Below are 24,957 nucleotides of genomic sequence, written 5' to 3'. Positions count from 1 at the left end.
CCGCGTCACAGTCAGGGGGCAAGCTTGGTAGTGACGCCCTGGAGCTCGGTGATCCAGACGCCCACCTGCATCGACAGCAGGGACGCTCCACCGAAGGTGCCGGCGATGGGGGGCACCGACTCGGGCCGTCGGGCCACCGCGACGGGGATGTGGGTGTCGCCGACGATGACACCATGGGTGGGATCGAACCCCTTCCAGCCAGCCCCGGGCAGAAAGACCTCCGCCCAGGCGTGCGTGCTGCCGGCTTGCTCCGGTGGCAGCGCCGTGAAGCTGTATCCACTGACGAAACGGGCCGCGAATCCGAAACACCGGGCCGCCTCCATGAACAGCACGGCGATGTCACGGCAGGACCCCCAGCCACCTTGAAGCGTCGCAGCGGAGGTCTGGACGCCAGGCTCATCGCGCTTGCGGTAGGAGACGCGCTGGTGGGCCGCCAGATTCAGCCGCTTCAACAACGTGTAGCTCTGAATGCGCTCGCCCGGCTGCCAGACTGTTGCCATCCAGTGCAGCAAAAGCGGACATGGTTGTGGGTCCGTTTCCGTCAGATAGGCCGCCAGCAAAGGCAGATCCCTGGAAGAATAGTGAAAGGGATAGGACACAGCCTCTTCATCCACAACGAAGTCCAACGGAACACGGTCATACTGCTGGATGATCAATTGGCTTTCGATCAGCAATCTGTCAGCGGCATCACGAAACGATGCCATGGCAAGACAATTGCCCTCCACATCACGGTGCCAGCGTAACTTCGCTGCCGGGCGGATGGAGAGCGTGGACGATTCAATGCGTAGATCATGGCCCTCCCGGGGGCGGAGACGCAGCGTATGGGTGCCGAGACGAACCGGGGCGCTGTAGGTGTAGGTGGTGAGGTGATGGATGTTGAAGCGTCGCATCGGCTCGCCATGAAAAGGAAAGGAAGATCACTGGGAATAGATCAGAACGCTGTACGGACCCACACCGAAAGAGCCGTGATAGGGGAACCCATCCCACTCACCTGAAACAGCCGCAACATCAGCGCTTGGGTAGCCGTCAAAGCACTCACTGTAGCCATGCCAATCACTGTTGAAGCGAAGATTCCATGCCTCCGACGCAGGAAAGCCCACGACGTAGTTCTCCTGGGGCTGGTGAGACAAATTGGCGATCACCACCACATCATCTCCGGGCCCTCCCCGGTCCCAGCGGTGAAAGGCCAGCACGCTTCGATCGGTATCGACATGAAACACCTGGGTGAACTGGCCGCAAAGCCCACGGGAGCGGCCCTCCCGATCCAGCCGCAAGTGGATCAGATCCCGGTAGAGCCGCACGATGCCGCGAAACTCCTGGCGCTGATCCCAATCCACGGGAACCGTGTCACGGAACCAGCCACCCTCAAGAAACTCCTGTCCCTGAAACAGCATCGGAATGCCGGGCGCTGTGAACACCATGGCGGCCGCCAGTGTGGAACGCTTCTGGGCATACCAGCCCGTGGGATCCGCCTGATTGACATCCTGGGGAATCCGGGACTGCCCATTGGCCACGTCGTCGTGGGATTCGCTATAGATCACACGCTCGAAGGCGTCGTCGTTGTAGCGATAGAGAATCGCCTCCCGAACGGCCCCCAGGGCCCGGTCTTCATCCCTGGTGGCGATCACGGCCTGACGGATCGGTTGGACAAAGTGGGGATCCCACTGGGATCCAAATCCAGCACCACCGGCTCCGACGTCCTTGGTCAACCAGTCATTGCTGCGCAGATCTTCAGCGATGGTGATCCGCCCAGGGTAATGTCGGGCCACGGTTTCATTGATGGCCTGAAGGATACTCCAGCCATCGGGAATCTCCTCAGTTCCAGCATCTCCGATGTTGCGAATATAACCCGTGCTGTCGAATCGAAGTCCATCGAGGTGATACTCCTCAAGCCACATCCTGACGTTATCCAGGATGTACTGGCGCACCTCCCCTCGGCCATAGTCGGGCCGCGTCTGCCCCCAGGGCGTCTGGGCACGATCATCATTATAGAAATAGATTCCTCCCTTGTCATTCTCCGACCAGCCATCAAATCGCCAGAGGTCTAGATCGCTGGGGCCGAAGTGATTGAAAACAACATCCAGTATCACGCCAATACCAACCTGATGAGCTCGCTTGATGAACCGCTTGAAGCCCAGGGAACCGCCATAGTCGGTATCGACGGCAAAGATATGGGATGGGTTGTAGCCCCAGGAGCGCTGGCCGGCAAATTGGCCGACAGGCATGACCTGAATGGCGTTGATGCCCAGGCGTTTCAGGTGATCCAGTCGCGTCGTGATGGAGTTGAATCGTCCTGGCTGCTTGAGATCGTGATCATTGAAGGTGCCGACATGCAACTCGTAGATCACGAGCTCATTCCAGCTTTGCATGGAGAAATCATCATGCTCCCAGTCAAAGTCGGGATTGTGGATGATGGCGTTGCCAACCGAGTTTGTGACCTCACGGGCATAGGGATCAATCCGATTGATCACCCCCCACGGCGTAGCGAGCTGATACTTGTAGTGGTCGCCGATGCTGGCGCCCTCCACGCAGATGGACCAGAAGCCACGCGGTTCGGAATCCATCGGATGGGCGGCACCATCCCAGTTGTTGAAGGAACCGATGACGGAGACATGCTCGGCATGGGGAGCCCAGACCCGGAACGTGACTCCGTCTGGAGAAGGCACCGATCCCATGCCGGCAGTGATCAGCGGCTTCGCCATGGTTCCACGCTGCTGAAACCACTCTTTCACAGGGATTTCCATTCGCGTCGACCGCTCGGAAACGTTGAAACGGATGCCAAAACAGAGGCAGATCTGCTGCCGGATTGATGCAAGTTGATGCAGAAGATGGCAGCTGGGCCATTCCGATCCAGGTCTGGCCCGCCTTCACCTTGGATTCCGCCCAAGCCTTCACACGCAGGTCGTTCGGCCATCCCTAGGTTGAAACGGCAGCAGCCGATGGATGACAACCTTTTGGCAGCCAAGATCTTGGCACTCAGGAGCCCAGCGCTGCACAGTCCCCTCGCCACCAGAACCATGTCCAACAAAGCTGACGCCGCCGCCAAGGATGCGGAGGGCAAACTTGAATCGGCCCTGGGTGAGCTGACCGGCGACACCGGTCACCAAATCAAGGGCAAGGCCAAACAGGTTCAGGCCTCCGCCATGAACGCGGCTGAAGATCTGAAGGATGGAGCGAAGGCTGTGGCCCAGAAGGTCAGCGATGCTGCCGCGAAACTGGCTGACGGATAGGTCTGACCGGGACGGGCCGACCGGAGACTCGCCGCAGATTCCCTCCATTGGAACTGGCGAGTACGGACCTGCAGAAGGTCATCGTGGGCCAGGATTTCGGGCGTCTTGGCAGTGCATGACGTTGACCATGGCGCTTCTGTGTCGGATCTCCGTCTTCACGGAAGGCCGTCAGGCCCGGATCCTGACGTGGTGGCGGTGGCGCAAGAGGTCGAATCCACCACCAAGGCCATCATCGAGCCGGGTGCTGCCAGCGTGGACGCCGGCAACCTTCGCCGCCGTTAAGGTCAACGTGCGAGTGGAAGCTCATGCCCATGGCGGCCGTCGGCATCAAGACCGGCATGAAGACCGGCATGAAGATCGGTGTGCTGGCTGGGCGCAGCGGCTTGCCCGTCAAGACCCTCCGCTATTACGAGGATCTGGGTCTGCTGCCGGCCATCGGTCGCAGCGAGGGCGGCTACCGGCTGTTTGCGGAAGAGAGCCTGCGGCGCCTCGAGTTCATCCGCCGGCTCAAGACCCTCGGGCTCAGCCTGGAGGAGATCCAGGGCTGTCTGGCGGTGCACGACGCCGGGGATCTTCCCTGCGGTGACATCCAGATCCAGCTGGAGCGGCAGATCGAGCGGATCGATGCCCAGATTGAGGAGCTGGGGCAGCTCAGGCAGGAACTGCAGGGCTTGCTGGCGGGCTGGCAGAGCGATCCGGCCAAGGAAGGGGATGTGATCTGCCCCAATCTGCGGGTGTGATGGATCCCACCCTTCCTCCTGGCCTCACCGCCGCGTGAAGGAATGCTCCGACACCTCGCCTGACCCATGGGCCCTCATCAGGTTGGAGAGAGACCAACGTTCAATGGGGGCTGGATCTGTGGCTGATCTTCACGATCGGGGGCCAAGAACGGGTCGTGGCCTGCTGCTCGCGGGCGGTGGGGCGTGCCTGCTGGCATTGGCGGTGGCCAGCCCCTGTTTCTCCCAGGCCTTTGGCTGGCACGGAGCCCAGGGCCCTGCAGCAGGCATGGGCTGGGACGGGACGGGACGGATGGGGCCGAACGACCAGCGCTTCATCGTGATGATGATTCCCCACCACGAAGGGGCGATCGCCATGGCCGATCTGGCCCTGACCCGTGCCCGCCGGCCGGAGATCAAGGCCCTGGCCCGCAGCATCAAGGCCAGCCAGACCCAGGAGAACGCCCAGATGCGGTCCTGGTACCGGCAGTGGTTCGGTGCCGATGTTCCTGCCTGGGGTGGAAGCTATGGCCGTGGGGCTTATTCCGGCTGGGGTGGCTGGATGGGCGGCAACGGCGGAATGATGATGGGCCGAGGAGGGGGCATGGGAATGATGGGCACCGATCTCGGCTGGCTGAACGAGGCAGCCGATTTCGATCGGGCCTTCATCGAGCAGATGATTCCCCATCACCGCATGGGCGTGATGATGGCCTCGATGGCCCAGACCAACAGCCAGCATCCGCAACTGCGAACGATGCAGCAGGGGATGGTGGAGGCCCAGAGCCGGGAGATCGAGCAGATGGCCCAGTGGTACCGCAGCTGGTACGGAACGCCCTGACGTCCATCCAGTCCCGCGCCGTCAGGCCCAACGCCAATCTGACCCAACGCCAGCCATGGATCCCTTCTGCATTGTCGACACCTCGAAATCCTTCGAGGCGGCCAGTACCGCCCTCCAGGAGGCGGTGATGAACCATGGCTTCGGCGTTCTGGCCGTTCATGATCTGGGCAACACCCTGCGCAGCAAGGGCCTGACGTTTCTGGAGCAGTGCCGCATCTTCGAGGTGTGCAACCCCGAGCAGGCCGCTGCGGTGCTCCACACCACGATGGCGCTCAACATGGCCCTGCCCTGCAGGATCTCGGTTTTTACCGAAGCCGGCCAGACCCGCATCGGCATGATCCGCCCCGGGGCGATGCTCGCCAGCCTCTCGGCCGATCCTTCCCTGGGGGAGGTGGCCCGCGCGGTGGAGGCCTCCACCACGGCGATCATCGAGGCCGCGGCGGCTTAGCCACTCCGTGCCACCCGGTCGCCTGGCCCGGGCCGCATCAGCGAAGACCGGCGAGCCCCTTGACTCTCCAGCCAGGAGGAGACCATACGGTGGGGCGTCCTGTCCAGCCGCCATGACGTCCTTCACGTTCGTGACCCGTTTGCTCGGGCTCGTTGGCGCCCTGTCGCTGGCGGCCCCGACCCTGGCGCAGGACCACGGCGGCATGGACCACAGCGGCATGGACCACGGGGATCATCAGGTCATCCCCGGCAAAACCATCCCGAGCGGAGCGCCCCCTGCGCACGCCGGCCACGCCCATGACGTGGGACCGGCCGGTGCCACCTACGACCTGCGCTTCATCGACGGGATGGTGCAGCACCACACCGGCGCCCTGCGGATGAGTGAATTCGTCTTCGACATCGGCGCGCCCAGCGTGGGGGCCCTCGGCAAGACGATCTGGCGCGATCAGGCCAACGAGATCCGGGCCATGGGACTGTGGCGCAAGGCCTGGTTTCCCCAGGCGCCCGTCTACCCCGTGGCCTTGGCCGAAGGAGGCGATCCCGGCAGCCTTGGCGGCCTGACCCGCATGAGCCAGGCCCAGATCGATGGCATGCGGATGGTGGGCGACGCACCCACGCGGGACAACCGAGTCGTCTGGTTTCTGGAGGGGATGCTCCATCACCACGGCGGGGCGCTGATCATGGCCCATGACGCCCTGGCCAAGAGCACCAATCCCACGATCCGGCGCTTCGCCCGCCAGGTGATCGTGGCCCAGCGCGCCGAGATCATCGAACTGCGGCGGATGCTGGCAACCGAAGGGCTACGCAAGCCTGACTACCACCGCTACGACGCCCTGTTTGTTCTTTGATCCAGGAATCCGGGCGTCGTCGTGCCATTGGCTACGCCGCCCTGTCACCGATGAACCGGCGGCGAGCTGCTGCCATGACTCACTGGAAGATCCACCTCCTGCTGCAGAAGCCGAGCCGGCAGGGCCATGGCGCCAAAACCCGTGAGCGATCGTGAGTGTCCCGCCCGCTGGAGCCGTCGCCGGCTCCTGGCACTGGCCGGAGCGGGTCTGGGCGTCGGAGCCCTGGCCAGTTCCATGGCCGGGGCCATGGCCCGCGGTCGATCCGACGTCGATGGGATGGCCCTGCCCTTCGACCCCACAGCGGGCCTGCGCGCCTTTAACCACGGCACCGTGATCCGGGAGAACGGTGTCCCCATACGGGTGTTTGAGGTGCAGGCCCGCAGCCTCACCGTGCCGCTGCGGCGCGCCACCCGCTTCAAGGCCTGGACCCTGGACGGCTCGATTCCAGGGCCGAACCTGCGGGCCCGGGCGGGGGAGCGAATCCGGGTGATCTTCCACAACGGGGACAGCACCTCCCACAGCCTCCACTTTCATGGGATTCATCCGGCCGCCATGGATGGAATCCAGCCGGTTCTGTTCAACAAGACGACGATCTACGACTTCGAAGCGGGAGCCGCCGGTCTGTATCCCTACCACTGCCATGTGGCTCCGGTGACACGCCATGTGGGCAAGGGCCTGTTCGGCCTGCTGATCGTGGATCCGCTTCAGCCGCGTCCCGCCGCCGACGAACTGGTGCTGGTGATGGGCGGCTACGACCTTCAGAACACTGGCCACAACGATCTCTACGCCTTCAACGGCATCCCCCACCACTTCATGGAGCACCCGATCGCGATCCGCCAGAACCAGCTGGTGCGGCTCTACCTGCTCAACATGGTGGAGCTAGAAGCGCCGCTGACCTTTCACATCCACGCCAACAGTTTCGAGATCCTGCGTCAGGGCGCCAGCGGAGAGTTCCGCGAACGCAGCGACGTCGTCACCCTGGGCGTGGCGGAACGCCAGATCCTCGAGTTTCGCTATCCGTTCCCGGGGCGCTACATGTTCCACCCCCACCAGGACCAGATCGCCGAGAAAGGTTGCATGGGTCTGTTCGAGGTGCTGGCGGTTTGAGCGAGCAGCAACCGCGCCTGTGCCATTGGTGACGTGGGGCTGTCGTCCCTGGACGGCGCCTGGCGGACATCCCAAGCAGGATCAGCGGACTCCGACGGCACCAGATGCCCACACCGCTGCGCAGCATCGAGCTGTTTCTCGCCCTGGGGGCGGCCACCACCGCGATCGGTGCCCTGCCGGCTGACGCCGCCATGGCAGCCACCGGCACCCATCAGGCCGCGCCAACCCACCTGGTGGCCCAGCACGGCGGCCATGGGGGCCCCATCCCCGCGGCCGCCTCTTCGGAGGGCGGAGAAGGGGGAGAGGGCGGCGAAGGCTCCCAGGAGATCGCCGCCTCCGACACCGCCTATCTCGCCGTGCTCGGCCAGATGCGGGGACATCTGATCGTGGCCGTGGAGCTGATGCAGGAGGGCAATGTTGCCCAGGCGGAGAAACACATCGGCCATCCGGTGGAGGAGCTGTACGGGTCCGTGGAACCGGACCTGGAGCGGCGCCGGGTGAAACCGTTCAAGGAGAGCCTCACGGCGCTGCTGGAACTGATCCAGGCCTCTCCAGGGTCGTCCGAAACACGCAAGGCCTACCAATCGGCCGTCGCGGCCATCGACGCGGCGATGCTGGGGGTCCCGGAGACTGTGCGCCGGGATCCCACCACCACCGCGGCGGTGGTGCGAGAGATCGTCAAGGTGGCCGCCAGTGAATACGACGCCTCGATGGCCGACGGAGCCATCGTGGAAACGATCGAATACCAGGATTCCCGTGGTTTTGTGCTCTACGCCGGGGAGTTGCTGACGGCTTCCCTCGGCCCTGGCACCGGGCCCGAAGCGATGGCACTGCTGGTGCCGATCCAGAGGCGATTGACAGCCCTGAGCAAGGCCTGGCCCAGCCTGAAGCCACCGTCCAGACCGGTGATGGATGCGAGAACGGTTACCATTCTCGCCAGCCAGTTGTGACCCGCCCCGCCATGCCTCACCCAGTACAACCCTTCCTGCTCATCGCCGCGCTGGGTCCCGGGGGCGCCACGGCCGCAGAGCTCAATCTCGACGCCATCAACCGCTACGCCAGATCAGCGGCGGGGCAGAGACAGGAGCAGGTCACCAGCATCAACCAGTTCTCCGATGTGAGGCCCACCGACTGGGCCTTCCAGGCGCTCTCCAACCTGATCGAGCGCTACGGCTGCGTCGCCGGCTACCCGAACGGCACCGTCAAGGGCGGCCAGGCCATGACCCGCTATGAAGCGGCGGCCCTGCTGAACGCCTGCCTCGACCGCATCACCGAGGTGACCGACGAGCTCAAGCGCCTGATGGCCGAGTTCGAAAAGGAGCTCGCCGTGCTGCGCGGCCGGGTGGATGGCCTCGAGGCCAAGGTGGGTGAGCTGGAGGCCACCCAGTTCTCCACCACCACCAAGCTGAGCGGCCTGGCCACCTTCGTCATCGGTGCCAATGCGTTTTCGGGCAGCGACACCCCCGCCGTCGACGCCGCCCGGGCCGCGGTGGGGGCCACCACCTTCAGCTACGACATCCAACTGAGCTTCGACACCAGCTTCAGCGGCAAGGATCTGTTGCGCACGATCCTGCGGGCGGGCAATTTCGCCGATTCCGCCTTCGGCGGTGCCGGCCCCACCGGCTCCCTTTCCACCCTGGAGGTGGCGTTCCAGGAGGACTGCGGCACCGGCGTCGACTGCGGCGACGTGGTGGCGATCGACAAGCTCTTCTACCAGTTCCCGATCGGCAGCCAGTTCACCGCCACCGTCGGCGGCCGGGTGGGCCAGGAGGACATGCTCGCCCTCTGGCCGAGCGCCTACCCCTCCGACACCATCCTCAACCTGTTCAGCCTCAACGGAGCCCCGGCGGCGTACAACAAGAATCTCGGGCCGGGGGCCGGCCTTTGGTGGCAGCAGGGTGGGCTGAGCATCAGCGCCAACTATGTGGCTGCCAATGGGGACGTGGGGGATCCCAGCATCGGCGGCATCGGCACGAAGTCCTCCGCCGGCACCGGCACGGTGCAGATCGGCTACGCCAAGGAGCAGTGGGGTCTGGCGGCGATCTACTCCCGGATCCAGTCGGGCGTAGGGGTGCCGGGCACCACCCCCTTCACCGGCCTCACCTATGAGGCCAACCCCAACAGCCGCACCGATGCCTTCGGCCTCAGCGGCTACTGGCAACCCGCCGAGTCCGGCTGGATGCCATCGATCAGTGTCGGCTGGGGCATCAACGGCAGCAGCTACGACACCGCCCAGGCTCCTGGCGCGCTGCGCACCAGCCAGTCCTGGATGGTGGGCCTGCAGTGGGACGACGCTTTCATCAAGGGCAACGCCCTCGGCATGGCGGTGGGTCAGCCCGTGTTCGCCACGGCTCTGGCGGACGGCCAGACCCCCCAGGACGGCAACGTCGCCTGGGAGTGGTGGTACAAGCTGCAGGTCACCGACCACATCAGTGTCACCCCGGCGCTGTTCTATTTCAGCCGGCCCCTCGGCCAGGACACCACGCCAGGTTCGGCGTTCCGCCAACTGGGCGGACTGGTGAAGACCAGCTTCCGCTTCTGATCAAGCCCCGCGGGGTCGGATGATGGTGGGGACCTGGATGGCCCGGCCACCATGGATCTCACCCCATTCCTGGGCAGCCTGGAGGGGAACACCTTTGATGAGGTGCTGCTCTCGGTGGCCGCCGGAAGGAAGGTGGCGATCGCCATGAAAGGCCGCTTCCTGCTGCGGGCCCTCTGCGAGAGCATCAGTGACCGCAGCCTGATCGGCTGCGCGATCACCCAGGAGCAGGGCTGCCTCGACTATTTGCAGCAGGATCCCTACGACCTGCTGCTCTGCACCGACCATCTGGAAAGCGGCAACGGCTTCGAACTGACCCGCAAGGCCAAGGCGCTGTACCCCGACCTCAAGGTGGTGATGCTGGCCCTCGGCGATGTGATCCCGGCGGAATACGAGCACGCCCCCTGGCTGGAGGCCGTGGTGGCGGAGGCCGACATCGTCGACGACCAGCGGCCCCTGCAGGCCGCCGTGATCGCGGTGATGGGCCATCACTCCTACCGCAGCCCTTCGCTGCGCTCGGGCAAGCTTCCCTATCTCAGCTGTCCGCGGCTGACCCCGCGGGAATACGAAGTGCTGGACCTTCTGGCCAGCGGCCTCAGCGACCGGGACATCGCCCAGAAGCTGGTGGTGAGTGATGCCACGGCCCGCACCTACACCAAGCGGCTGCTCCAGACCCTGGGCGTCAACAACCGTCTGCAGGCGGTCCTCAAGGGGGTCCGCTGCGGGATGGTGCAGCTGGGTTGAGCGAGCTCCACGAGAGCCGACGCGTCATCGGGCTCTTCAGGGATGCTGTTCAGGGAAACAATGGGTCGCCTGAGATGTGAACTCCGGACCTGTCAGTGAAAAGGCCTCTGGACTACGTGCTGTTCGTCTGCTGCAACTGGGCTCGTTTGGGAGCGTGGGATCTTCCAGTGGGACATTCACTCCCCCACCCCATCGATCTGCCCAGGGTCCAGGTCTCCTGCCTGAAGGTTCCGAAATGAGGCAGTGGCTCCTGGTCAACCGGCCAGGCCGGAGCGGAGGCGGCGGTTCTTCACCCCGGGGGGATGCCAGCTGCCGCTGCGACCCATTCGGCGGGCCCAGCAACCTGTTGCACATCGATACCCGGTGGGCAAGGATTCGGCCGTGGCGGATATTCAGCTCGCCTTGCCCCTGCGACGACCACGGCCGGAGTCCCTGCCCCACCTGTGAGCCGTTCCCGATCGCGGCCGCAGCGGCTGACCTGCCCACGATCAACCCAAGCCGTTCCGGGCGGACCTCAAACCGACCCATCAACACGTCGCGGTTGCCCTTGATGTCACCTTTCTGGAGGCGCTGGCCGCCATCTCTCCTATTGCTCAACCGTGCGAAGTTTGTCGCGCTGCGTCAATGATCACTGTAGCAATCTAGATCGCAATTCTTTTGCTGTCCTACCCTTCCCCGGCGATGGATCCCCCTCCAATCCCAGAGGACATCACGCCAGCCGCCGACGACGTCTTCGTCCGCTACCATTCCAAAGATGGGATGCTCTGCCTCCAAGATCTAGAGGTGTCGAATGGTGACCTGCGGGCGCTGGATCTACCAGCCAACACCGCCGCTGACGTAGATCGGTATCGCGCCGGCCTGATCACTCGGCAGGCCACCTTCCTGGCTCTCCCAGACGTGCTCTGGTCTGCCATGCAGGCCAGTCGATAGCTGCTTCATGTTGCTTTGGCCTGTCCTGGTGGGCGGCTTATGCGTGCCGTCGAGGAGGCCCCTATCCTTGGCCAATTCATCGTTGCTTTCAGCTGTTAGCCTGAAAATGCGAAGCCTCCAGGACTTACAGGATTTGCTGTCTGCACAGCGAGCGGAGCTGCAGTTACGTCGGAAGCGAGTCTCTGTGCTGAGGAGGCAACTGTCTGACCTGAAGGCGCAGATCGCGCAAGGCGCCATCTGGGACATGCCCACAGTGGAACGTGATTGAGGGGTTTGCCGGTTGACGGGGTGACGCTGGCCGCCTGCTGATCGCCGACTGGGATGCTCGCCGGCAGCGCCCTGCTCGCCCGGTCAAGGATGACGACGCGCCCCGCCCTGGCAGCAACAGAGACCCCCGGGAGCCGTCACAGGTGCCGCCTAGACCGTTTGCCAGCTGGAGGCCGCATGGTTCAAGAAGGTGACACGGATCGCTCTGCTTTGCAAACGACCCCATAGCCGGATCGCCCTTTGCTCCTCCTCAACTGAGCCTGTAATCAGGCGCTGCATATCTGCATCATGCTTATTCATTTAGGCGCTGTGTATCTTTAGCTTGTCCTTTGGATGCTGGAGTTGGCTCGCGCATGGGCTACGCCATGGACACCAAAAGTCGCCGGTTCATCGCATTAGCTGAATTGCTGCTCGTAGAGATCAATGCCGCCAACGAGCTCCCCGCCACTGTTGAGAATGTGGCGGAATTGCTTGAGAGGATGATTCGTACGATTGATGCCTACCGGGCAACCGGCGGCGACGTGGCAGATCTTTTGAGAAAGACTGTCCAGGTCATGGACGCCTACCGAGCAACCGGCGGCGACGTAGCAGCGCTTCTCGCTGCTAGCAATGCTGGCACGAAGTTGAGCGATCTAGGTCAGTTTTTAAGCCCCACCAACATTTGGACTACTACGCTTGACGCAGGCTAGCTGCCGCAAATCGCCCGCAACGATGCTCTCAGGCTCCCTTGTGCCGTCTGCCCATGCAACGATGTCCCTATACTTTAGTCGATTATAAATTTCCATCTTGAGCCGGTGATTGGAAGACAGAAACCCTTGAAAAGTTACAGCATTTGGTATTCGCACAGCGGGTAGTGATGCCATTGGGTCGGCAGCGAATGTCTGAACTGAGGGAGGAATCGGCCGATCTGATAGAGCAGAACGCGCGGCGCGCCACTCGGGATTACTCCGGAGTGGAAGGCGACTGAGGGGTTCGCCGGTTGCCGGAGGGAGGCTGGCTGCCTGCTGACCGCCCCCGGAAATCCTTGCCCCAGTCACCGCCCGTCGTTGCTCATTCCCCGTTTTGCCTTGGACGGCAAACAACAGGGGTTGATCGGCCTGGCGCCTGGAACGGGTCCGCCACCTTCTGGCAAGGGCTCAGGTGAATTCGTCCATTCATGTGACGACATGGCCATGTCCGTTCGTCTGGGCCTTGCGACTGAGGCGCGGCTGGATCGACTCGCCTCCAAAACGCGGCGCACCAAGGCCTTCTATCTGCGGCAGCTGATCGAGCAGGGCATGGACGACCTGGAGGATGCCTACCTCGGCTCAGCCGCAGTGGAACGGATTCGCTTGGGCCAGGAACGTACATACAGCCTCGACGAGGTGGTTGCAGAGCTTGGCCTGGACGCTTCGGATCTCTGACACGGCCAGGCGCCAACTCAAGACGCTGGATCGCTCGACCGCTCAGGGCCTGTTGCGGTACTTGAACCGCCTGCTGATCGAGACCGAGGATCCACGCCAGAGAGAGAAGGCCCTGACAGCCAACCTGCCTGGCTTATGGCGCTACCGGGTTGGTGACTACCGGGTGGTCTGTCTGATCCGGGCTGACCGCCTTGTCGTGCTTGTGGTCAGACATCGCAGCGAGGTCGATCTCTGGCGCCGACGTCCTTACCCGCACCGGTGCTACATCAGGGCGACGATCAAGTAGCAGCGATTTCGCCCACCGATCGCCTTGTGACGAAGCTACGAATCCACGCGAAGCTGACCGTTCCGTCTGGCTGTTCAGGGAAAGGGATGGGTCGCCTGAGATTCGAACTCAGGACCAGTCGGTTAAAAGCCGAATGCTCTACCGCTGAGCTAGCGACCCGTCGCAGGGGAAGCTATCACCCGACGGCGACCCTCTCCAAGCCCGCCAGCCTCCAGCCATGACCAGCCCCGACGCCTGGCCCAGCCACTGGGACGCTCCCCGCATCGACGCCGCCGCCTGGGTGGCCCCCTCGGCGGTGGTGATCGGCGATGTGGAGCTGGCGGCGGGGGCCAGCCTCTGGCCCACCGTCGTGGCCCGGGGGGATGTTTGCACGATCGTTGTGGGGGAAGGCAGCAACGTGCAGGACGGCGCCGTGCTGCACGGGGACCCCGGTCAGCCCGTGACGATCGGCGCCGACGTCACCATCGGCCACCGGGCCGTGGTCCATGGCGCCACGCTGGAAGATGGCTGCCTGATCGGCATCGGCGCGATCGTGCTCAACGGCGTCACGGTGGGGGCCGGGGCCCTGGTGGCGGCCGGCTCGGTGGTCACCCGCGATGTGCCCGCCGGCGCCCTGGTGATGGGGGCTCCGGCGGTGGTGAAACGCCAGCTGGATGCCGCCGCGATCGAGGCCCAGCGCCAGCACGCCCGCCGTTACCGCCAGCTGGCGGAGGTTCACGCTGGACTCCGTTAGGATCCCGCCAACGTTTTTCCCTCCCCCGCCATGGACCTCCGGCTGCTGCTCGTCGCTGCTCCGATCCTCCTGGCCGTGGGTTGGGCCGCCTTCAACATCGGCCGCGCCGCCGTGGGTCAGCTGCAACTGATGCTCAAGCGCGCCCGCGCCTGATGGTCGTCGTCATCGGTGCCGGTCTGGCCGGCACCGAAGCCGCCTGGCAGATCGCCGAAGCCGAGATTCCGGTGCGGCTGGTGGAGATGCGGCCCGTGCGCCCCTCCCCGGCCCACCACAGCGGCGATTTCGCCGAGCTGGTCTGCAGCAACAGCTTCGGCGCCCTCTCCCCCGACCGGGCCGCCGGCCTGCTGCAGGAGGAGTTGCGGCGTCTGGGATCGCTGGTGATCCGCACCGCTGATGCCCATGCCGTGCCCGCCGGAGGTGCCCTGGCCGTCGATCGGGGCCGCTACAGCGCCGCCCTCACCGCCGCTGTTGAAGCCCATCCCCTGGTGACGGTGGAGCGCCGTGAGCAGCTGGCGCTGCCGGACCCGGACGAGATCGCCGTGCTGGCCACCGGCCCCCTCACCGGAGCCGCCCTCGCCGACGACCTGCTGCGCTTCACCGGGCGGGAGTCCTGCCACTTCTTCGATGCGGCGAGCCCGATCGTGGAGGGGGAGGGGATCGATCTTTCGGTGGCTTTCCGGGCCAGCCGCTACGACAAGGGCGACGCCGACTACATCAACTGCCCCATGGACCGGGAGCAGTACCTCGCCTTCCGCACGGCCCTGCTGGAGGCCGAGAAAGCGGAGCTGAAGGATTTCGAGCAGGAGAGCGCCACCTTCTTTGAAGGTTGTCTGCCGATCGAGGAGCTGGCTCGCCGCGGCGAGGACACCATGCGCTACGGGCCGCTCAAGCCGATCGGCCTCTGGGATCCGCGCTGGGGCGACCTGCACGACCGCGACGTGCGCCGCGCCAAACGGGCCCATGCGGTGGTGCAGCTGCGCCAGGAAGACCGCGACGGCCGCCTCTGGAACCTGGTCGGCTTCCAGACCAATCTCAAGTGGGGCGAACAGCAGCGGGTGCTGCGGATGATCCCCGGCCTGGAGAACGCCTCCTTCGTGCGCTTCGGGGTGATGCACCGCAACACCTTCCTCGACTCCCCGGAACTGCTGCAGCCCACCCTGCAGTTCCGCCAGCGGCCCACCCTGCTGGCCGCCGGCCAGATCACCGGCACCGAGGGCTACGCGGCCGCAGTGGCCGGTGGCTGGCTGGCCGGCACCAACGCCGTCCGCCTGGTGCGGGGCCTGGCGCCCCTGAGCCTGCCGGCCACCACCATGGCCGGCGCCCTGATCGCTTTCATCTCGGATGCGGAACGCAGCCACAGCGCCCGCAAGGGGGGCTTCCAGCCCATGCCCCCCAGCTTCGGTCTGATGCAGGACCTCCCCGAGAGGATCAGGGACAAACGCCAGCGGTACGGCGCCTACCGCGACAGGGCCCTGGCGGACCTGGCCGCCTGGGAAGCCCTGCGACGGGCTGACACGCGCTGCGCCGTTGTGGCGGCGGGCTGAGGCCATGCACAACATCTTCTGCATGGCTCCGGAGGTCCGGGAGGCCTTCGAACATGTGAAGGAGGTGGAAAGCCATCGGCTCGAAGGCCGGCTCGATCCCCGCGACATCGACGTCTTCTGGTTGCGCTTCGAGCGCTATTTCGACGATCTCTACTATTCCCTCACGGCCATCTACGGCGAACGGGAGGATGCACTGGTCTGTTTCGGGGCGCTGTTCGGACGGATGGTAGAGGCCTACAGCCAACGGCCCGTTGCCTTGAAACTGCTGGATCTGGAGCGCCAGTTCACGCCCCAGTGGTTCCAGCGCAGCCACATGGTGGGTTACGCCTGCTATAGCGATCTGTTCGCTGAAACGCTCCTGGGTGTGCGTGACAAGCTCCCCTATCTGGAGGAGCTCGGTGTCACCTATCTCCACCTGATGCCCCTGCAGGAGCCGCGCCCAGGAGCCAACGACGGCGGCTACGCGGTGAAGGACTACCGCAAGGTGCGCCCCGATCTGGGCACCCTCGTCGACTTGATCGCCCTGGCCGACGACCTGCGTGGGCGCGGCATCTCCCTCTGCCTCGATCTGGTGCTCAACCACGTGGCGCGCGAACACGCCTGGGCGCTGCAGGCCCAGGCCGGAGAGGAGCGCTATCTCAACTATTTCCACACCTTCCCCGATCGGCTCCTGCCAGATGAATACGAGCGCACACTGCCGGAGATCTTCCCAGAGGAAGCGCCGGGGAATTTCACCTGGGTTCCCGGCATGGGGGGGGAAGGGCGCTGGGTGTGGACCACGTTCAACACGTTCCAGTGGGACCTGAACTACACCAATCCCGAGGTGTTCCTCGAGATCGTCGAGCTGATGTTCTTCCTCGCCAATCTCGGCGTGGATGTGCTGCGGCTGGATGCCGCTCCTTTCCTGTGGAAACGGATGGGCACCAACTGCCAGAACCAACCGGAGGTCTTCCAGCTGATCCAGGCCTTCCGGGCGAGCATGCGGATCGTGGCCCCCGGAGTGATCTTCAAGGCGGAAGCCATCGTTCCCCCCGATGCCCTGGTCCGCTACCTGGGGGTCAAATCGACCGTGGGCAAGCAGTGCGAGCTGGCCTACAACAACCAGCGGATGGTGCAGCTCTGGAGCGCCCTGGCGACGGGCCGCACCACCCTGTTCACCTACGTGATGCATCGGTCGCCCCAGCTGCTGATCGGCTGCGCCCCGATCAACTACCTGCGCAACCACGACGACATCGGCTGGGCGATGACCGATGAGGATCTGCAGGCCGTGGGGGAGACGCCCTACCTGCACCGGCGCTTCCTCAACGACTTCTACAGCGGTCGCTTTGCGGGCTCCTTCGCCCGCGGCGCCCTGTTCCAGATCAATCCCCACACCGGCGACGCCCGCGTCACTGGCTCCACCGCCTCCCTGGCGGGTCTGGAGCTGGCCCTCGAGCAGGGAGACGATGGCGCCATCGACCTGGCCATCGCCAGAATCCTGCTGCTGCATGGCCTGATCCTCGGCGCCGGAGGCATTCCCCTGCTGCACATGGGCGACGAACTGGGTCTGCTCAACGACACCTCCTTTCTGGAGGATCCCCTGCGAGCCGCCGACAGCCGCTGGCTGAACCGGCCGAGGATGGACTGGGACAGGGCCCTGCGACGCCACGACCGCCGCACGGTGGAAGGCCGGATCTTCCAGGGCCTCAGCCATCAGATCCGCACCCGCAAGGCCACCACGCTCCTGCATGGCTTCTCCCTGCTGCAGCCGCTCTGGACCGGCAACGAGCACGTGCTCGGGTACAGCCGCAAGCGGCCCGAGGGAACCGTGCTGGTGTTCGCCAACTTCACCAGCGGCGCGCAGGCCATCGCGGCGGAAATGACCCGCTGGGGGGGACTGAACGGAGAGGTGGTGAACCTGCTGACCCCCGGCCGGCCGGTGCCGATCGATCAGGGCACCCTGCGACTGGCGACCTATGAGGTGATGTGGCTGACGAGCGTCGAGGACGCAGGGCCGGCGGAAGCCTGCTGCGGCTGAGAGGTCCCTAGGGTCGGGCCTTCCCCGTCTGCATGGTTCCAGTGACCGTCACGGCCAGTTCGCCCAACGCCTCCCCCCTTGCCGCCGACGATCGCCGGCCCTGGGACGCCGTCGTGATCGGCTCGGGCATCGGCGGGCTGGTCACCGCCAGTCAGCTGGCGGCCAAGGGGGCGAAGGTGCTGGTGCTGGAGCGCTACCTGATTCCTGGCGGCAGCGGCGGCAGCTTCCGCCGGGCGGGCTACACCTTCGATGTGGGCGCCTCGATGATCTTCGGCTTCGGCGAGAAGGGCCACACCAACCTGCTCACCCGCGCCCTGGCCGACGTGGGCGAGCACTGCGACACGATTCCCGACCCCGCCCAGCTCGCCTACCACCTGCCCGGCGGGCTTGAGGTGGCGGTGGATCGCGACTACGAGCGCTTCCTGGCCGATCTGATCGCCCTGTTCCCCCATGAGGCCACCGGCATCCGCCGCTTCTACGACACCTGCTGGCAGGTGTTCCGCTGCCTCGATGCGATGCCCCTGCTGTCGCTGGAGGATCCCGCCTACCTGGCCAAGGTGTTCTTCAAAGCGCCCCTGGCCTGTCTCGGGCTGGCCCGTTGGCTGCCGGTGAATGTGGGAGCCGTGGCCCGCGCCCACATCAGCGATCCGGCCCTGCTGAAGTTCATCGACATGGAGTGCTTCTGCTGGTCCGTGATGCCGGCCGATCGCACCCCGATGATCAACGCCGGCATGGTGTTCTCCGATCGCCATGCCGGCGGCATCAACTACCCCCGCGGCGGGGTGGGGGTGATCGCCGAGAAGCTGGTGGCGGGCCTGCGCAATCACGGGGGCATGATCCGCTACCGGGCCCGGGTGGTGAAGGTGCTGCTGGAGGGCGAGGGAACCCAGGCCCGGGCCGTGGGCGTGCGGCTGGCGGGCGGGGAGGAGATCCGCGCCCGCCGGGTGGTGAGCAACGCCACCCGCTGGGACACCTTCGGCTCCCTGGTGGATGAGGCCCATACCCCGGCGGCCGAGCGCACCTGGCGGCGGCGCTACCGGCCCTCTTCCTCCTTCCTCTCCCTGCACCTGGGGGTGCGGGCGGAGGCGATCCCCCCCGGCAGCCATGTCCACCACCTGCTGCTGGAGCGCTGGCAGGACATGGAGGCGGAGCAGGGCGTGATCTTCGTGTCCATTCCCACCCTGCTCGATCCCTCCCTGGCCCCGGCCGGCCACCACATCGTGCACACCTTCACCCCCTCGGAGATGGGCGCCTGGCAGGGGCTGGCCCCGGCGGCCTACCGGGCCGCCAAGGAGGCCGCCGCCGCCCGGCTGATCCGCCGGCTGGAAGCCATCCTGCCGGGTCTGGAGGGGGCGATCACCCACCGGGAGATCGGCACCCCCCGCAGCCACCGCCGCTTCCTGGGCCGCCATGGCGGCAGCTACGGGCCGGTGCCGGCCCTGCGGCTGCCCGGCCTGCTGCCGATGCCCTTCAACCGCACCGCCATACCGGATCTGTACTGCGTAGGGGATTCCTGCTTCCCCGGCCAGGGCCTCAACGCGGTGGCCTTCAGCGGCTTCGCCTGCGCCCACCGCATCGGCGCCGACCTGGGCCTGAATCCCTGGAACCTGCCGGCCTGAGCACCACCACCCACGGGGGGCGACCGACCCTGCCTGTGAAGGGATACGGCCGGGTGATGGTGCAGCCGAGGCGACGAAATTACCGTGAAAACAGTGGAATCCCTTGAACGGCCGCTGACGATGAACACATCACCGATCGCCATCGCCCTGACCCTGACGAGCAGCGTGCTGCTGGCACTGGCGGCGGGACCTTCAGCGAACGCCTGCACGGGGGGAGCCCTGACCGCCGCCGATGGGGGCGTGGCTGTGGGTCGCACCCTGGAATTCGGCAAACCGCTCGACTCCCAGATCGCCGTGTGGCCGGCCGGCAGCAGGTTCACCGGGTCGAGCAACCGTGGCCAGGGTCTGAGCTACCGCTCCCGCTACGGATTTCTGGGCGCAACGGCCGCCCAGTACACCGACATGATCCTTGATGGGCTCAATGAAAAGGGGCTCAATGTGGGCCTGTTCTATTTCCCCGGTTTCGCTCAGTACACCCCCGAGGCCAAGGCCAGACAGACCCGCACCCTGGCCCCGGCCCAGCTGGGCACCTGGCTGCTGGCCAACTTCGCCACGGTGGAGGAGGTGAAGGCCAACCTCAACAGCGTGGATGTCACCGCCCAGGTGATCAGCCTGCTGGGTGAGGTTCCTGATGTGCATTTCAAGGTGCAGGATGCCAGCGGCAGAAGCATCGTGATCGAACCCCGGGAGGGGCGGCTGCTGGTGCATGACAACCCCACCCGGGTGCTCACCAACGCCCCCTCCTTCCCCTGGCACCTCACCAACCTCACCAACTTCCTCACCGTCAGCAGCGCGTATCCGCCGCCATCGACGCTGGGTGCTCCCGGTGCCGGCCAGATCAAGCTGGCGCCCTTCGGCATGGGCGCCGGCGGCTTTGGCCTGCCCGGTGATTTCAGCCCTCCCTCCCGCTTCGTGCGGATGGTGTTCTTCACCCAGAACGCCTCAGCCACGCCAACAGCGAGGGCGGCGGTGGCCAATCTCTTCCACATCCTCAACAACTTCGACATTCCGATCGGGGCGGCCAGGCCCCCGGCCGGAACAGCAGAAACGAGTCCGGACTTCACCACCTGGACCAGCGTGTCCAACCTCAGGGATCTCACCTTCAACTGGAAAACCTTCGGTGACCAGCGCGTCAAGACCATCGATCTGCGCCAGGCCCTCGGCGCCGCCAACGGCCGACTGAAGCTGCTGCCGATGGGGCCCCAGCAACCCGATGCGGTGAGCCCCACCTTGGAGGTGCGGGTCAACTGACCCCCTGAAGGCCAACCCCAGCTGTTGCTGGAGGGCCCGCCCGCCTGGGCCCGCAGGCGAGGATCGGGGGGTCTGCTGTGTCGCAAGCCGTGGTTCTGGAGCATCGCCTGCACAGCTTCCTGCGGCCCCGGCCACCGGCCTTCGGCGAAGGCTTGCGGCTGGGGATCTGGCAGGGCAGCGGCAGCGCCGGCACGGCGGCAGCCCTCGCCGAAAACCTCGAGCGACTGGAGCAGGTCTGCGGCCTGGCGGCGGGACACGGCGTGCAGCTGCTGGCCTTTCCGGAGCTCTACCTCACCGGGTACATCGTCACGCCATCGATCGTGCGCGAGCTGGCGGAGCCCGTCGACGGCCCCAGCCTGGAGCGCGTGGCGGCGGCGGCCCACCGCCATGGCCTGGCGGTGGCCTGTCCCTACGCCGAAAGGGCCACCGTGGCGGGTGAAGAGCATTTCTTCGACGCCATCGCCCTGATCGACCAGGACGGAGGCCTGCTGCGCAACTACCGCAAGACCCACCTCTGGGGACCGGATGAGAAACGCTGCTGGAGCGCCGGCTATCGCCATCCCGAGGAAGGGCCGGCGTTCACGGTGCAGCCGGTGAACGGGCTGGGCGTGGGGCTGCTCAACTGCTACGAGGCCGAGTTTCCCGAACTCACCCGGCGACTGGCGCTGGAGGGGGCGAAGCTGGTGCTGATCCCCACGGCCGCCGATGCCTGGGCCGAGCTCAGCACCGGCGAGCGCACCGACAAGCCGTACCCGGATGTCTCCCGCACCCTGCTGCCGGCCCATGCCTTCCAGAACGAGTGTTTCGTGGCCTATGCCAACCGCTGCGGCGAGGAGACCGTGAACGGCCGGGTGATGGCGGCCTACCTGGGGAACAGCCTCATCTGCGGTCCCCATGGCGATGTGCTGGCGGCCGCCCGGCCCGAGCCAACCCTGCTGATCGCTGACTGCCTGCCCGGCGAGTACGGGCCCACCCATCCGGCTGCCACCCGCTATCACGAGGACCTGCGGCCCGAGCTCTACTGAGGCGACGCACCACACCCGCGCCCAGCCGTCTGTACGCTTTGTAAACAAATGTTTCGTGTCCATGGCGGCTCCAATCCCCAGCTCCTCCGACCTGGCCCTCTACCTGGAAGCCCGCGGCGAGATGGGCAAGCCCTGGGTGTGGCACCTGCTTCGCCTCAGCAAGCTCAAGGAGGCCAAGGACACGATGGAGCCCAACGAGTACGTCGAGCGCCTGGGTGAAGCCCACGCCGATCTGATGCGCCTCGGCAGCTTCTGGAAAGGTCGGGAGTCGGAGGTGTTCGGGGGCCGCTACCGACCCTCCCAGGTGATCGAACCCCTGCCCGGATCCCCCGACGACCGATGAGCGCCGAGCCGTCATGCCATCGCTACCCGATGGCACCGCTGATCCGCTTCACGCTCCTGGGGCTCTACCTGGCCCTGGTGCTGCCCCTGCCCCTGCTGGCACCGCAGCCGCTGACGCTGCCGCTAGGGATGGCCTGCATCGCCGGTCTGGTCCTGGTGGTCGCCATCACCAGTGAGCGGGTGGAGCTCGATGGCCAGGGGCTGCGGGTGGGCCACCCGCGCTGGTGCTCCTGGTTGCTACGCCGCGGCTGGCAGGTGTCCTGGAACCGCATCACGGCACTCACCCCGGTCACCACCAGCCAGGGGGGCCGGGTCTACTACGTGCGCAGCGCCGCCACAGGGGATGGCCGCAGCGAAGCCGCCTGGCTACTGCCCCAGCGGGTGGTGCGTTTCGACGACTTCCTGGTGCGCTTCTCCAGCGCCACGGGCCTGTCCACGGAGGGCATCGGCAGGATCAGCCCCCCCTGGACGTATCAGCTGCTGGCCCTGCTGTGCGGCCTGCTGATGGTGGGAGAAGTCCTGGCCCTGATCGTGGGCCCAGCTTGATGGCGCGGACTAGTTGAGACGGCTCGAGCTGCTGGGTGAGGTGAGCAACAGGCCGGCACCGGCGCCGCCGCCAGCCTCTTCACTCATTTCGGGCAGGGTGTCGAGGCTGAAGCGATAGCCCTGCTGCCGCATCGTTTCGATGGCGCCGCCTTCGCCGAGACCCGCCTGCTCCAGTTTGCGCCGCAGGGTCAGCACCTGGGTGTCCACCGAGCGGGGTCCGCCACTGAAGGGCGGCCAAGCCATGCGAAGCAGTTCCTGGCGGCTGCGCACCACCCCGGGAGGCATCAGCAGGGCGCAAAGGAGGGCGAACTCCCGTGGGCTCAGCTCCACCGGCTGGTCGCGCAGGGTGACCTGGCGCAGCAGCAGGTGCACCTCCAGAGGGCCGACGCAGACCCGCTCCTGCAGGCCGCTGCCACTGCGACGCAGCAACGTGCGGCAACGGGCAGCCAGCTCCTCAAGACCGAAAGGCTTGCGCAGCACGTCGTCGGCGCCGGCATCCAGAAGAGCCACCACAGGCTCGGAGCCCGAACGGGCCGTGAGCACCATCACCTGACAGTGAAGCTGGGCCGCCAGGCGCAGAGCGGAGGTTTCCTCAAGCAGCTCGGCGCTCACCAGCAGATCGGGGGATTGCTCCTGGCAGATCTCCAGGGCTTCACGGGCGGTGGCCACTGCTGCAGCCAGGTGGCCGTCCTGGCGGAGGCGCTGGGCGAGAACCGTGCGCAGGGTCGCGTGGGGGTCGACCACGAGCACCCTGCGTGGGGTGCCTCCGGGGTCGGTCAGTTTGTCCTGGGCCACGGCCATCTCCTCGGCATCACGATGAAATCAGAGGCGGAAGTGCCGACAGCCGATTAAGTGCGTCAACGCTAACTGGAAATGTGCGTGGACGCCGGTGACGGGCGATGCCTTGTCAACTGTCTGCTCCCGGAAGGCGGTCGCGGCACGGCAGGATGGGGTCATCTGCCGGCTCTCGCCGCCACAATGACGCCAGGGGCCTAACCCCAGCCATGACAGCACTTCAACATCCCGACGCGATCCGCCACTTCCAGTCCCTGTGCGACGCCTGCCAGGACCTTTCCGATCGTCATCACGGACCCTCCGAGCTGCGGCTGTACGCGGACGGCTACCTGCATGCGTTGCGCCGCACAGCCGTGCTGGATCACCATTCCCAGCGGCGGCTGGAGGAACTGGTTGATCGCTGGATCCAGGACCCATCCAGCTTCATGGGCCCCGACGGCCAACCCCGCCTGCTGATGGAAACGAGCCGCTACTGAGCGGCTCGCTGGACGGGGCTGGTCAGGGGAAAGGTCAGGACGCCAGAGCGACTTCGAGCTTCTCGCGCAGTTCGCCGCTGTTGTACATCTCGATCAGGATGTCGGAGCCGCCCAGAAACTCGCCGTTCACATACACCTGGGGAATGGTGGGCCAGTCGGAGAACTCCTTGATCCCCTGGCGGATCTCCATGTCGGAGAGCACATCAAACGTCTCGAAAGGCACACCCAGCGACTGCAGGATCTGGACCACATTGTTAGAGAATCCACACTGAGGCATCAACTTGTTGCCCTTCATGAAGACCACCACGGGGCTGGTCGTGATCAGGTCGTCGATGCGTTGACGGGTGCTGGCATCCATGGGTCGGAATCGGGGAAGGGGAATCAGGTGGGAACGGAGGTCTGAACCGCCAAGGCATGGATCGCCTCGCTGGCCAGCTCGCTGCGCAGGGCGCCATAGACGAGCTGGTGCTGGCGCACCCGGTTGAGCCCGGCGAAGGCGCCGGACACCACCTTGACCTGGAGGTGGTCACCGCCACCGGTGAGATCCTCCACCTCCACGGCAGCATCGGGAAGCGCGCGGCGGATGGCGTCCTTGACCTGCTCCGGTTGCACCATGGCGGTGGGGATCGTGGGGATGACGGGAAGTTGGAATCTAAGAACGATCAACCACCGGCGGCCGATCCCGGAGCGGTGTAGGGGGTGACCACGAAGCCGAGTTCCACCAGCTGCTGGTAGGCCTTGCGCCCACCTTCGTTGGTGGGGGTCATGATCTTGACCACTTCCACCAGCAGGGGGATGGCCACCTCGGGCTGGTTCTGGCGACGGAACAGGGCCGCCAGCCTCAGGTTGGTCTCGGCCAGCAGTGTCAGGGCCTCCCGCCCCTTGTCATCCATTTCCCGGGGAATGCGGGCATCCAGGCCGCGGAAGGAGCCGCTCAGATCGCGGTAGAAGCCCAGCAGTCGCCGGCTGGCATCCCGGGCCAGGTCGTAGAGGCGCCGTCCCTCGGCCAGGTTGCCGCTGGCCACCGCCGCGTCGCCCCTGGTGAGCAGGGTCCTCACCGAGGACAGGGTGAGATCGGTGCCGGCAGGTTGCACGGTCTGGGGGGAGTCCTGGGCCCGGGCCGGCGGTTGGAGCAGCGGCTGGGCCATGGCAAGCAGGGCCAGGGCGCCTCCGCAGACCCCGGCGAAGCCCGATGGCCGAGCGGATCGGAGGGAAGGGATGGCGGAAGGCCTGATCACGTCGACGCCTGACGGG

At 65.8% G+C, this 24,957-nt stretch carries 28 protein-coding genes and 1 tRNA gene; 22 read left to right on the top strand and 7 right to left on the bottom strand.

The window, feature by feature from the left end; genetic code table 11:
• Positions 1-11 precede the first annotated feature (11 nt).
• Positions 12-890, bottom strand: a complete 879-nt coding sequence (locus VB739_RS00970; protein ID WP_323355281.1) for a transglutaminase family protein — start codon at positions 888-890, stop codon at positions 12-14.
• Positions 891-917: 27 nt separating this feature from the next.
• Complete coding sequence (locus VB739_RS00965) at positions 918-2,744, bottom strand: alpha-amylase family glycosyl hydrolase (RefSeq protein WP_323355280.1); 1,827 nt, start codon at positions 2,742-2,744, stop codon at positions 918-920.
• A 195-nt stretch (positions 2,745-2,939) separates the two neighbouring features.
• Here VB739_RS00965 and VB739_RS00960 point away from each other — a divergent pair, with 195 nt between their 5' ends.
• The 12 genes from VB739_RS00960 to VB739_RS00905 all read left to right on the top strand — a co-directional run bounded on the left by VB739_RS00960 (position 2,940) and on the right by VB739_RS00905 (position 13,355).
• Entirely contained in the window at positions 2,940-3,230 is a 291-nt protein-coding gene (locus VB739_RS00960; protein WP_323355279.1) for a CsbD family protein, read from the top strand.
• A gap of 311 nt (positions 3,231-3,541) precedes the next feature.
• Complete coding sequence (locus VB739_RS00955) at positions 3,542-3,970, top strand: heavy metal-responsive transcriptional regulator (protein ID WP_323355278.1); 429 nt, start codon at positions 3,542-3,544, stop codon at positions 3,968-3,970.
• A gap of 289 nt (positions 3,971-4,259) precedes the next feature.
• On the top strand, positions 4,260-4,784 hold the full coding sequence (locus VB739_RS00950; protein WP_323355277.1) for a DUF305 domain-containing protein: 525 nt from the start codon (positions 4,260-4,262) through the stop codon (positions 4,782-4,784).
• A gap of 55 nt (positions 4,785-4,839) precedes the next feature.
• Positions 4,840-5,232 (top strand): DUF302 domain-containing protein, encoded by a 393-nt coding sequence (locus tag VB739_RS00945; protein WP_323355276.1) that lies wholly within the window; start codon positions 4,840-4,842, stop codon positions 5,230-5,232.
• Between the two features lie 112 nt (positions 5,233-5,344).
• On the top strand, positions 5,345-6,079 hold the full coding sequence (locus VB739_RS00940) for a DUF305 domain-containing protein (protein ID WP_323355275.1): 735 nt from the start codon (positions 5,345-5,347) through the stop codon (positions 6,077-6,079).
• 126 nt (positions 6,080-6,205) lie between these two features.
• Positions 6,206-7,186, top strand: coding sequence for a multicopper oxidase domain-containing protein (locus VB739_RS00935; RefSeq protein WP_323355274.1), 981 nt, complete (start codon positions 6,206-6,208; stop codon positions 7,184-7,186).
• Between the two features lie 104 nt (positions 7,187-7,290).
• On the top strand, positions 7,291-8,136 hold the full coding sequence (locus VB739_RS00930; RefSeq protein ID WP_323355273.1) for a hypothetical protein: 846 nt from the start codon (positions 7,291-7,293) through the stop codon (positions 8,134-8,136).
• 11 nt (positions 8,137-8,147) lie between these two features.
• Positions 8,148-9,728: an iron uptake porin gene (locus VB739_RS00925; protein WP_323355272.1), complete on the top strand. Its 1,581-nt coding sequence runs from the start codon at positions 8,148-8,150 to the stop codon at positions 9,726-9,728.
• Positions 9,729-9,779: 51 nt separating this feature from the next.
• Positions 9,780-10,469 (top strand): response regulator transcription factor, encoded by a 690-nt coding sequence (locus VB739_RS00920; protein ID WP_323355271.1) that lies wholly within the window; start codon positions 9,780-9,782, stop codon positions 10,467-10,469.
• A gap of 1,550 nt (positions 10,470-12,019) precedes the next feature.
• Complete coding sequence (locus VB739_RS00915) at positions 12,020-12,355, top strand: hypothetical protein (RefSeq protein WP_323355270.1); 336 nt, start codon at positions 12,020-12,022, stop codon at positions 12,353-12,355.
• A gap of 357 nt (positions 12,356-12,712) precedes the next feature.
• Positions 12,713-13,069: a hypothetical protein gene (locus VB739_RS00910; protein WP_323355269.1), complete on the top strand. Its 357-nt coding sequence runs from the start codon at positions 12,713-12,715 to the stop codon at positions 13,067-13,069.
• Complete coding sequence (locus VB739_RS00905; RefSeq protein WP_323355268.1) at positions 12,960-13,355, top strand: type II toxin-antitoxin system RelE/ParE family toxin; 396 nt, start codon at positions 12,960-12,962, stop codon at positions 13,353-13,355. The genes VB739_RS00910 and VB739_RS00905 overlap by 110 nt, the downstream gene beginning before the upstream one ends.
• Before the next feature lie 87 nt (positions 13,356-13,442).
• Here VB739_RS00905 and VB739_RS00900 read toward each other — a convergent pair.
• A tRNA-Lys gene (locus VB739_RS00900) sits at positions 13,443-13,514 on the bottom strand.
• A gap of 58 nt (positions 13,515-13,572) precedes the next feature.
• Here VB739_RS00900 and VB739_RS00895 point away from each other — a divergent pair.
• The 9 genes from VB739_RS00895 to VB739_RS00855 all read left to right on the top strand — a co-directional run bounded on the left by VB739_RS00895 (position 13,573) and on the right by VB739_RS00855 (position 22,432).
• Positions 13,573-14,088 carry a gamma carbonic anhydrase family protein gene (locus VB739_RS00895; protein WP_323355267.1) on the top strand — a complete coding sequence of 172 codons (516 nt, stop codon included), beginning with the start codon at positions 13,573-13,575 and terminating at the stop codon, positions 14,086-14,088.
• A 30-nt stretch (positions 14,089-14,118) separates the two neighbouring features.
• Positions 14,119-14,241, top strand: coding sequence for a photosystem II protein Y (locus VB739_RS00890; protein WP_015108528.1), 123 nt, complete (start codon positions 14,119-14,121; stop codon positions 14,239-14,241).
• Positions 14,241-15,632, top strand: coding sequence for an FADH(2)-oxidizing methylenetetrahydrofolate--tRNA-(uracil(54)-C(5))-methyltransferase TrmFO (trmFO, locus tag VB739_RS00885; protein ID WP_323355266.1), 1,392 nt, complete (start codon positions 14,241-14,243; stop codon positions 15,630-15,632). The genes VB739_RS00890 and trmFO overlap by 1 nt, the downstream gene beginning before the upstream one ends.
• 22 nt (positions 15,633-15,654) lie before the next feature.
• A complete protein-coding gene (locus VB739_RS00880) occupies positions 15,655-17,649 on the top strand; it encodes an amylosucrase (RefSeq protein WP_323355265.1) in 1,995 nt (664 codons plus the stop codon).
• Positions 17,650-17,681: 32 nt separating this feature from the next.
• A complete protein-coding gene (crtH, locus tag VB739_RS00875; RefSeq protein ID WP_323355264.1) occupies positions 17,682-19,268 on the top strand; it encodes a carotenoid isomerase in 1,587 nt (528 codons plus the stop codon).
• 120 nt (positions 19,269-19,388) lie between these two features.
• Positions 19,389-20,519, top strand: a complete 1,131-nt coding sequence (locus VB739_RS00870) for a choloylglycine hydrolase family protein (protein ID WP_323355263.1) — start codon at positions 19,389-19,391, stop codon at positions 20,517-20,519.
• Positions 20,520-20,608: 89 nt separating this feature from the next.
• Positions 20,609-21,544 carry a carbon-nitrogen hydrolase family protein gene (locus VB739_RS00865; RefSeq protein WP_323355262.1) on the top strand — a complete coding sequence of 312 codons (936 nt, stop codon included), beginning with the start codon at positions 20,609-20,611 and terminating at the stop codon, positions 21,542-21,544.
• 61 nt (positions 21,545-21,605) lie between these two features.
• Positions 21,606-21,887 carry a hypothetical protein gene (locus VB739_RS00860; RefSeq protein WP_323355261.1) on the top strand — a complete coding sequence of 94 codons (282 nt, stop codon included), beginning with the start codon at positions 21,606-21,608 and terminating at the stop codon, positions 21,885-21,887.
• A complete protein-coding gene (locus VB739_RS00855) occupies positions 21,884-22,432 on the top strand; it encodes a hypothetical protein (RefSeq protein WP_323355260.1) in 549 nt (182 codons plus the stop codon). Before VB739_RS00860 ends, VB739_RS00855 begins: the two co-directional genes overlap by 4 nt.
• Positions 22,433-22,441: 9 nt before the next feature.
• Here the strand turns inward: VB739_RS00855 and VB739_RS00850 are convergent, their stop codons facing one another.
• Entirely contained in the window at positions 22,442-23,233 is a 792-nt protein-coding gene (locus VB739_RS00850) for a response regulator transcription factor (RefSeq protein ID WP_323355259.1), read from the bottom strand.
• Between the two features lie 203 nt (positions 23,234-23,436).
• Between VB739_RS00850 and VB739_RS00845 the strand changes: the two genes are divergently transcribed.
• Positions 23,437-23,703: a DUF6761 family protein gene (locus VB739_RS00845; protein WP_323355258.1), complete on the top strand. Its 267-nt coding sequence runs from the start codon at positions 23,437-23,439 to the stop codon at positions 23,701-23,703.
• A gap of 34 nt (positions 23,704-23,737) precedes the next feature.
• On the opposite strand, the gene grxD is transcribed toward VB739_RS00845, so the two are convergent.
• From grxD to VB739_RS00830, 3 genes are read right to left on the bottom strand one after another with little or no spacing between them, the layout of a single operon-like run.
• Positions 23,738-24,061: a Grx4 family monothiol glutaredoxin gene (grxD, locus tag VB739_RS00840; RefSeq protein WP_323355257.1), complete on the bottom strand. Its 324-nt coding sequence runs from the start codon at positions 24,059-24,061 to the stop codon at positions 23,738-23,740.
• A gap of 23 nt (positions 24,062-24,084) precedes the next feature.
• Entirely contained in the window at positions 24,085-24,318 is a 234-nt protein-coding gene (locus VB739_RS00835; protein ID WP_323355345.1) for a BolA family transcriptional regulator, read from the bottom strand.
• A 47-nt stretch (positions 24,319-24,365) separates the two neighbouring features.
• Entirely contained in the window at positions 24,366-24,851 is a 486-nt protein-coding gene (locus VB739_RS00830; RefSeq protein WP_323355256.1) for a hypothetical protein, read from the bottom strand.
• Positions 24,852-24,957: the final 106 nt, after the last annotated feature.

Source organism: Cyanobium gracile UHCC 0281 (assembly GCF_034931305.1).
Taxonomy (GTDB): domain Bacteria; phylum Cyanobacteriota; class Cyanobacteriia; order PCC-6307; family Cyanobiaceae; genus Cyanobium; species Cyanobium gracile_A.
This window is presented reverse-complemented; position numbering and strand designations above follow the sequence as displayed.